General features: G+C 65.6%; 2 protein-coding genes. Both read right to left on the bottom strand.

Translation table 11 applies throughout. The features are described from left to right. Window positions 1-251: 251 nt before the first annotated feature. A complete protein-coding gene (locus IF06_RS0131665; RefSeq protein ID WP_013287181.1) occupies window positions 252-590 on the bottom strand; it encodes a hypothetical protein in 339 nt (112 codons plus the stop codon). 92 nt (window positions 591-682) lie between these two features. Beyond that, window positions 683-1,678, bottom strand: coding sequence for a hypothetical protein (locus tag IF06_RS0131660; RefSeq protein WP_013287182.1), 996 nt, complete (start codon window positions 1,676-1,678; stop codon window positions 683-685). Window positions 1,679-1,785: the final 107 nt, after the last annotated feature.

The following is a 1,785-nucleotide window of genomic DNA, read 5'->3' as shown; positions in this document are numbered from 1 at the left end:
TCCATCCGCCGACGACGCCACCAAGCCCAAGCCATGACCAGCCACTACACCCGACAAGCCCTCACCGAGCCGTGATCACAATCCCCGGCTGGAGTACTAACCGCGCTACCCCAGCTAGCTGGCCCTGTTGCTGGACGTGCGCATCGTTGGGTGGCGTTTGACGGCCTAGAACGGATTGAGTAAGGGCTCAGCAATCTCGTGCTGGCTTGGCCGTGACGCCAGCGCGTGGACGCCATCCGCGATGGCCGTCACTACAACTCACGCCATCCTCCTGCCCGGCCAGGGTCGCCCGTCCGGACGAACTCCTCGACGACCTGCCAGGCGCCTTCGAGGTCGAGAATGAAGTCCGCGGCGAACTCGACCAGGTCGTCCAGCACCAGTACCTGCGCATTCATGCTCGCAGGTTCGTCGGCGGCCAGCAGGGATATGGCGTCCTCGCCTGTCATCAGATGGACGACCGCCGCGGACTCCGTGAACCCGAGCGTGAGCACAGGGAAAACATCGCCGGCCCGCACTTCGACGTACCCGCGCCCCTGGGTCCGCAGTCCATCGAACCGCTCGATGAGGCCAGCGATGCCCGAGCGCTCCACCGCTGCGAACGTCCCTGTCGTCGGAGACGTAGCACTCCACGAAATGTTCACCCGGCAACCCCCTCGATGATCACGACGACCCGCGCCCGTAGCTATTTCTCGTAGGGGTCCCAGTGAGCGGCGTAGTGCAGCAGCGAGCGTGCCAGCTCGGGATGGGTCGCCGCCCAGCGATTGTCGAACAGGATCCACTGGTCGAACCCGAAGAAGCCGTCGATGTATCGGGCGACCTGCGCGATGTGCGCATCCAGCCGTATCAGCGATTCGGCGAGACGCTCCGTGTGCAGCAGGTCGGTTATCTCCTGAAGAACGGCTTCATGCGCGGGGGCTCGGTCGAGACTGGCAGGTGATGGGGCGTAACCTGGCAGCTGGGCGTAGCGCTCCAATGCCCGACCCATATCGTGTTCCCCGGGAGCGACAAGCGCCCGTAGCAGCCGGACGTCGTGTGGCCATCGGTGGCTGCCGGGGCCATCGACGGCCAGGTGGGTGGCGAGGTCCGGCAGGCTCACGCCGGGAAACTGGATGGCACCGGTCAGATCCAGGTTCCGGTATAGGTCAGGCGACTGCCAGCACAGGCGGACCGAGAAGGTGCAGTCCGTGCCGGGCGGGGCGAGCCGGACGCTGCGGACGGGAACGCTGTGGCGGAAGACGGTCTCCGACCCGCCCGCGCCGGTGGGCAGCGGCCACGTGTCGTGCAGGAGGAACGCGAGCCGGTCAGGTGAGGCAGACGCCGCGTCGTCATCGACGAAGTAGTACGCGAGATCCACCTCGTCGTCATCGGTGCGAACCCTCAGGGCGTGCTCACCGAGCCGAATGAAGTCGCCCTTGTCGTCGCCCTCCACCCACAGGTACTCGGTCAGCAGCTGCCGCAGCTCGTCCACCGACTCCGGCGGCGGCAGGTTACGCTCCCCGGCCGCCTCAAAGATCGACTCCAAGCCGTACACATCGCCGCCCAGCTCACTGTCGATCCACCCCGTCGGGTCGTCGTGCTTCCAGCCGCGGCGAAACCAGTCGAGCACGTTCGCATCAGGCAGGGTGACAACGCGCTTACTGTATGGAGAATCCTCTCGCCAACGGCACACGAAGTACATGCGCTGACCCTAAGGGATGTCTCGTAACCCTGCCGTCTGTCTGTTGAGGATGGTCGGGCAGGATGCCTGGGTGCAGGTGATCACCGCGGCCGACTCTGAGTGGATCT

Origin of the sequence: Micromonospora globosa (assembly GCF_000717585.1) — a bacterium.
GTDB lineage: Bacteria > Actinomycetota > Actinomycetes > Mycobacteriales > Micromonosporaceae > Micromonospora > Micromonospora aurantiaca.
This window is presented reverse-complemented; position numbering and strand designations above follow the sequence as displayed.

Excerpts from the sequence above, each read along its gene's own strand:
- IF06_RS0131660 (WP_013287182.1), bottom strand. The coding sequence starts at position 1,678 with ATGTACTTCGTGTGCCGTTGGCGAGAGGATTCTCCATACAGTAAGCGC.